Below are 6,446 nucleotides of genomic sequence, written 5' to 3'. Positions count from 1 at the left end.
GGGGGCGGGGGGGGGGGGGGGGGGCCCCGGGGGGGGGGGGGGGGGCGGGGGGGGGGGGCCCCCGGGGGGGGGGGGGGCCCGGGGCCGGGGGGGGGGGGGGGCCCCGGCGGGGGGCCCGCCCCGCCCCCGCGCGTGTCGTGGTCGGTTACAGGACGCCCAGGTCGCGGGCCGCTCGGGTGCGGCCGCTCGCGGCGACGGTACGGGCGGATCGGGTTGCCTCAGTGCTCGTGGTGGTGCCGGCCTGAGGCCGGGGCATTCGGGCCCGGGACAACGCTTCGTTGAGTAGTTGCATCTCGACGGCTCCATTGGGCAGGTGCAGCATCTCTCTCAGCTTTCTCGCGGCCGGTGTGGCACCGGCGGGGTCGTGCGGATCGGGGTTGTCAGGCAGCCAGCCGGACCGCGTTGCGCTTCTGGGACAGCCCACTGGCTGCCAGGCGCGCCTCGGCCTCGACCTTCAGCGCGGCGTCACGCGCGACGTCCTCCTTGCGCGGGCGGCCCCGGGGCCGCTTGCGCGGGACGACCGCGCCACGCTCGAAGATCTCGCCGCCCCAGACGCCCCAGGGCTCGGCCCGCTCGACCGCGCCGGCGAGGCACTCGACGCGCAGCGGGCAGTCCCCGCAGAGCGACTTGGCCAGCTCGAGCTCGGTGGGCGAGTCGGAGAACCACAGGTCGGGGTCGAACTTCCGGCAGGGCAGGTTCGCCTCCAGCTCGACGCTCACGTCGAGGGGGGCCAACGCCAGACTCATCTCCCGGTCACCTCTCTCTCACTTCGATCTCGTGGATCGGATTTCCGACGTACTTCGACGGGACAAAAAACTGAGGCCGCGGATCCCGGTGTGCGGGTTCCGCGGCCTCGAGGTGAGCCGGTGGCCTGATGATCAGACCGGTCTACCTCGAGGTGGAACGCCGCGGACATCCGTGCGCTTGTTGGCGCCGCCGATACCCATGCCCGTGAAGCCACTGGTCCCCTCGATTCCGCTCGGTGCGGTCGCGAGGATCAGCTCGGCCTGATCCAGGACCTGGTGCACCTGCGGAACCGACGGTCGGGCGGCAGGGGCCACCCGGACAGCCGACAGTGGAGCGAAGGCGGCAGGCAGCGCCGCCGGACGCTCATAGGTGAAGATCTCCATCGGTGCCACCCCCTCACGTTCCTCGAAAGCCGACTGGTCCCGCACCCCGTGAGCAGCGCGAATGGCGCCGCTCGCGTGGTGTGTCCTGAGGCTATTCCTCGCCCGGGGGCGAGGGCAAACGAATTTACGGCTCGATTTTGAAAGTTTTCTCCGGGCAGACGTCGTCGACCGCCGCGCCCCCCACCAAGGCCAGCACCGGCTCGCCGTACAGGCCGAGCTTGCGGGGCCCGATCCCGGCGATCGCGATCAGCTCCTCGGGCCGGGCGGGCCGCCGTTCCGCCAGCGCGGTGATGGTGGCGTCGGTGAACACCACGTACGCCGGGACCTTCTGCGCGCCGGCCACCCGGGCCCGCCACTCGCGCAGCCGCTCGTACAGGTCCTGGTCGATGTCGGACGGGCAGGTGGGGCAGCGGCCCAGCTTGCGGTCCGGGCCGGCGAGCAGGGTCGCGCCGCAGATCCGACAGGAGACGACCTGCGGGCGGCGGCGCTCCCCGCGCCGGGCGACCGCCGCCGCGCCGGCCCGCTCCGTCCCGCCGCCGGTGCGGTCGAGCTGGGGCAGGAACCGGGAAGGCCGCCGGGCCCGCCCGCCCGGCGAGCGGGCCACCGCGTACGACAGCCAGAGCCACTCGCGGGCCCGGGTGATCCCGACGTAGAGCAGCCGACGCTCCTCCTCGACCTGGTCGGGCGTGCGCGCGTACGACGTGGGCAGGGTGCCCTCGGAGAGGCCGACGAGGAACACCGCATCCCACTCCAGACCCTTCGCGGAGTGCAGGGACGCCAGGGTCACCCCCTCCACCGTCGGCACGTGCTGGGCGGCGGCCCGCCGGGCCAGTTCCTCGTTGAAGTCGGCCAGCGTCACCGGGCGCTCCACGGCGGCGGCCTCGCCGATCGGCAGCACCTGTACCTGTCTTTCGCTCGCGACTGCGGGGCTCGCAAGCTCACTCCTCGCGCTCGCCGATGCCTGCCTTTCGCTCGCGACTGCGGGGCTCGCAAGCTCACTCCTCGCGCTCGCCGGTGGCGTGGCCGCGTACTCCTCGGCGAGCTCAACCAGGGCGGCGAGGGCCTCCCAGCGCTCCCGGGCGGCCCCGCCCGCCGGGGCGGCGTCCGGCGCCCAGCCGACCGCCGACAGCCCCTCCACCACGGCGTCCCGCAGCGGGGTCTCCCCCGGGATCGCGCGGGTCGCGGCCCGCAGCGCCACCATCGCCTGGCGCACCTCGGCCCGCTCGAAGAACCGCTCGGCGCCCTGCACCACGTACGGCACCTCGGCCTCGGTGAGCGCCTTCTCGTACGCCTCGGACTGCGCGTTCGCGCGGAACAGCACGGCGATCTCCCGGGCCGGGGTGCCGCCGTCGACCAGGGCCCGGCAGCGGGCCGCCACGGCGGCGGCCTCGGCCGGCTCGTCGGTGAAGATCCGCAGCTCGGGCTCCGGGCCGGGCGGGCGCTGGCCGCGCAGCTCCAGCCGCAACCGCGCCTCGGTGCCCCGGGCCTGGGAGATCACCGCGTTGGCCAGCCCGACCACCTGCGGGGTGGACCGGTAGTCGCGGACCAGCCGGACCACCGTCGCGTCGCGGTGCCGGCGGGGAAAGTCGACCAGGTACGCCGAGGTGGCCCCGGTGAACGAGTAGATGGTCTGGCTGGCGTCGCCGACGACGGTCAGGTCGTTGCGGCCGCCGAGCCACGCCTCCAGCAGCCGCTGCTGCAGCGGGTTGACGTCCTGGTACTCGTCGACCACGAAGTGCCGGTACTGGGCGCGGACCTGCTCGGCGACGTCCGGGTGCTCCTCGATGCCCCACACCGCCGCGCGCAGGATGTCCTCGAAGTCGATCACCCCGTTGGCCCGCTTGAGCCGCTCGTACGCCGTGAAGACCTCGGCCACCTTCGCGGGCTCGTGCGGCGTCTCGCGCAGCGCCTTGGCCGCCGCGACGACGTACTCCCCCGGCTCGACCAGGGACGACTTGGCCCACTCGATCTCGCCGGCCAGGTCCCGGGCGGCGGCCCGGTCGGTCCGCAGCCCGGCCCGGGCGGCGGCCAGGGTGACCAGGCGGACCTTGCTGTCCAGCAGTTCCGGCATGGCCCGCCCCTGGAGCAGGCGCGGGGCGAAGTAGCGCACCTGGCGCAGGGCGGCGGCGTGGAACGTGCGCGCCTGCACACCGGCCACCCCCAGCGCGGTGAGCCGGCTGCGCATCTCGGCGGCGGCCCGGGCGGTGAAGGTCACCGCGAGCACGTGCCGGGGGGACACCTGGCCGGTGAGCGCCCGGTGGGCGATCCGCGAGGTGATCGCCCTGGTCTTGCCGGTGCCGGCGCCGGCGAGGATGCACACCGGGCCGGCCGGGGCGGTCACCGCGGAGCGCTGCTCCGGGTCGAGCCCGGCGAGCACCCGCTCCGCCGCTGAGTGAACCCCCACAGCGTGGAATCATCTCAGCTCCGGCCGATGTTGCAGCGGTTAGCCTGGCCTGACTGGCCGGGTCGTACGGATCTTGGAGGACCAGATCATGTTGACGATGTATTCCACGCCGTGGTGCGGCTACTGCCACCGGCTCAAGTCGCAGCTCGACCGGGAGGGCATCGCGTACGAGGTGGTCGACATCGAGCAGGACACGAAGGCGGCGGAGTTCGTGATGAGCGTCAACGGCGGCAACCAGACCGTCCCGACGCTGCGCTTCGCCGACGGGAGCGCCCTGACCAACCCGTCCATCACCCAGGTCAAGCAGCACCTCGCGGGCCTCGCGAGCTGACCACCGGCCCCCGCTCGGGGGCGCGCGCACGGGGGAGGCGCGCACGGACACGTTCCCGCGAAGAGTGGCCGTCCCGCCCGGGTCGGCCACTCTTCCCGTTCCGCCCCTGGGCGCGCGGGGACGGGACGGGGGCGGACAACCGGCGACCGCGCCAGAGGAAGGCGCCCGCGGCGGTGGTCGCCACGCCGACCAGCACGAAGAGCAGGCGGTAGTCGAACACGCCGACGAGCAGCGCGCCGCCACCGATGGAGACCGCCTGCGGCCCGCTGACCACGGCCTCGGACGCCGCCGCCACCCGGCCCAGCAGGCCGGCCGGGGTGCGCCGCTGGATGAGGGTGTTCAACCCCACCATGATCAGCGGCAGCGAGAGCCCGGCCAGCAGCAGCGCCGCGACCCCGAGCCAGAGCCGGGGGTACGCCAGCGCGAGCGCGGCCGGGCCGAACAGCATCACCCCGGCGGCCAGCACCCCGACCTCACCGGCGCGGCGCACCAGGTCGGCGGAGAGCAGCCCGCCGACCAGCCCGCCGACGCCCTGCACGGCCACCAGCACGCCGACGAACGCGGCGTCGCGGCGCAGCCCCTGGTCGACGTACGCGAAGATCAGCGACTCGGTGAAGCCCATCACCAGCGAACCGAGCCCGTAGCCCAGCAGCGCCCGGCGCAGCGCGGGCTCGCCGACCAGGTGCCGCAGCCCCGCCCCCAGCTCGGCGGGCCAGCGCAGGTCGGCGCCGGCCGGCGGCGTCTCGGGCACCCGGAGCAGGGCGACCACGGCGGCGGCCGTACCGAACCCGGTCATCGCCAGCGCGGCGAGCAGCCAGCCGCCGACCGCGGCGTACAGCGCGGCTCCGGCGAGCGGGCCGACGAGCCGCAGCGCCTGCCGCACCGTCTGCAGCGCACCGTTGGCGTCCGCGAGCAGTTCGCCGGGGACGAGCTGCCGGATCAGCCCGCTGAGCAGGGCGCTCACCGTCAGGTACGACAGCCCGTACAGCGCCGCGACCACGTAGACGAGCCAGACGTCGCCGCTGTCGGAGATCGCGAACAGCGGCGTGAGCAGGGCGGCGGTGGCCAGGTTCGCGGCGACGAAGAGGGGCCGGCGGGGGTACCGGTCGACCGCCCAGCCGACCAGCGGCGCGAGCACCATCGGCGCGACGATCGCGAAGATGGTGGCCCCGGCCAGCCCGTCGGAGCCGGTCAGGTCCTTCACCCAGATCGCGAGGGCGAGCAGCAGGATCGACTCGGCGGCCATGCTGGCCACCAGCGCGCCGAACAACAGGCGGAAGTCGGGGCGGCGCAGGACGGTACGCATCGGAATCCTCTCCAGTAGGGCCGTGCCGCTCGCGCGGCACGCGGGGTCCCAGTAGGGCCGTGCCGCTCGCGCGGCACGCGGAGTCCCAGTGAGGCCGCGCCACCTGCTCGGCCAGCTCTTTTCTGCGAGACACGCGCCCGCCGAGGACTTCCCACATCGGCCGTGACGTCCATACTGGCCGTGGGGGGCGAATTTCATACAGTTACCGTCGTGTCTCGCGACGGTTGACGGAGAAGAGGACACCGTGCCTCCTGCCGGACCGAGCCCGATCCTGCGTCGCCGCAGGTTGGGCACCGAGCTACGCCGACTGCGCGAGGCCGCCGGTCTCACCGGGGAACAGGTCATCGAGCGGATCGGCTGGGCCTCCGCATCCAAACTGTCCCGACTGGAGAACGGCCGCAGCCGACCCGACCCGGACGACGTGGCCAGCCTGCTCGACCTGTACGACGCCCCCACCGAGCTGCACGAGGAGCTGCTCGGCATCACCCGCGAGGCCGGCGACATGCGCGGCTGGCTGAAGCGCTACCCGGTGATGACCCAGCAGCAGCGCAGCTTCGCCGAGCTGGAGGCGGGGTGCGCGGAGATCCGGGAGTACAACCCCGTCCTGGTCCCCGGCCTGTTGCAGACCCCCGGGTACGCCCGGCTGCGGATCGTCTCCGCCCGTCTCGTCGAGTCCGGTGCGGGCGACACGGAGCCCGGCGACACCCCGGAGACCGAGGTGGCCGCCCGGCTGGCCCGCCAGTCGCTGCTGACCCGGCCCGACGCGCCGCGCTACACGGCGGTGCTGGAGGAGGCGGCCCTGGGCCGGCGGGCCGGCCCGCCGGAAGTGCTCCGGGAGCAACTGGTGCAACTGTGCGAGCTGGCCGTGCTGCCGAACGTCACCCTGCACCTGCTGCCGTGGGACACCCCGGTCGGCGAGTGGTACCTCCCCCCGACCGCGTTCTCGGTCTACCGGTTCGCCGACCCCCTCGATCCGGAGACGCTGGCGATCGAAGGTGGCTTCACCAACGCCATGTCAACCGAGGCAAACGCCTTAAATAGCTATAAAGTGGTGTTCGAGTGGCTATGCTCGGCGGCGCTCTCCGCATCGGACACCCTCTCCTGGCTCATCGAGGCGACGGGGCGGCTGCCCGGGACGGCAGGCCCGTCCACGGCGGCCCACGGGCCGGCAACGGCGCCGGCCCAACGCCGCCGGCAGTCCGGACGCCTGACGGATCGGTGATCGCACCCCGGGACCCGCCCCGGCCGGGCGTACGGCGCGCCACTCGTTCCATC

At 74.0% G+C, this 6,446-nt stretch carries 6 protein-coding genes and 1 pseudogene; 2 read left to right on the top strand and 5 right to left on the bottom strand.

What is annotated here, in order from left to right:
- Positions 1–380: 380 nt before the first annotated feature.
- The 4 genes and pseudogenes from ACGFIZ_RS03665 to ACGFIZ_RS03650 all read right to left on the bottom strand — a co-directional run.
- Positions 381–746 carry a WhiB family transcriptional regulator gene (locus ACGFIZ_RS03665; RefSeq protein ID WP_347671141.1) on the bottom strand — a complete coding sequence of 122 codons (366 nt, stop codon included), beginning with the start codon at positions 744–746 and terminating at the stop codon, positions 381–383.
- Between the two features lie 132 nt (positions 747–878).
- Positions 879–1,130, bottom strand: a complete 252-nt coding sequence (locus tag ACGFIZ_RS03660) for a hypothetical protein (RefSeq protein WP_393415459.1) — start codon at positions 1,128–1,130, stop codon at positions 879–881.
- A 124-nt stretch (positions 1,131–1,254) separates the two neighbouring features.
- The gene (locus tag ACGFIZ_RS03655) at positions 1,255–1,734 is read right to left on the bottom strand and encodes an HRDC domain-containing protein (RefSeq protein WP_393415634.1); all 480 of its coding nucleotides are present in this window, start codon (positions 1,732–1,734) and stop codon (positions 1,255–1,257) included.
- Between the two features lie 12 nt (positions 1,735–1,746).
- A pseudogene (locus tag ACGFIZ_RS03650) lies at positions 1,747–3,507 on the bottom strand (ATP-dependent helicase); the annotation flags it as partial.
- A 115-nt stretch (positions 3,508–3,622) separates the two neighbouring features.
- Between ACGFIZ_RS03650 and ACGFIZ_RS03645 the strand changes: the two are divergent.
- Complete coding sequence (locus ACGFIZ_RS03645; RefSeq protein WP_347671144.1) at positions 3,623–3,865, top strand: mycoredoxin; 243 nt, start codon at positions 3,623–3,625, stop codon at positions 3,863–3,865.
- Here ACGFIZ_RS03645 and ACGFIZ_RS03640 read toward each other — a convergent pair.
- Complete coding sequence (locus ACGFIZ_RS03640; protein WP_393415457.1) at positions 3,834–5,171, bottom strand: MFS transporter; 1,338 nt, start codon at positions 5,169–5,171, stop codon at positions 3,834–3,836. The two genes, ACGFIZ_RS03645 and ACGFIZ_RS03640, sit on opposite strands and share 32 nt — an antisense overlap.
- Before the next feature lie 244 nt (positions 5,172–5,415).
- Between ACGFIZ_RS03640 and ACGFIZ_RS03635 the strand changes: the two genes are divergently transcribed.
- A complete protein-coding gene (locus tag ACGFIZ_RS03635; RefSeq protein WP_393415455.1) occupies positions 5,416–6,393 on the top strand; it encodes a helix-turn-helix domain-containing protein in 978 nt (325 codons plus the stop codon).
- Positions 6,394–6,446: the final 53 nt, after the last annotated feature.

It is taken from the genome of Micromonospora sp. NPDC048830 (assembly GCF_043198215.1).
Classification (GTDB): domain Bacteria; phylum Actinomycetota; class Actinomycetes; order Mycobacteriales; family Micromonosporaceae; genus Micromonospora.
Note: the sequence above shows the minus strand (reverse complement) of the source record. Positions and strands in the feature narration are given on the sequence as shown.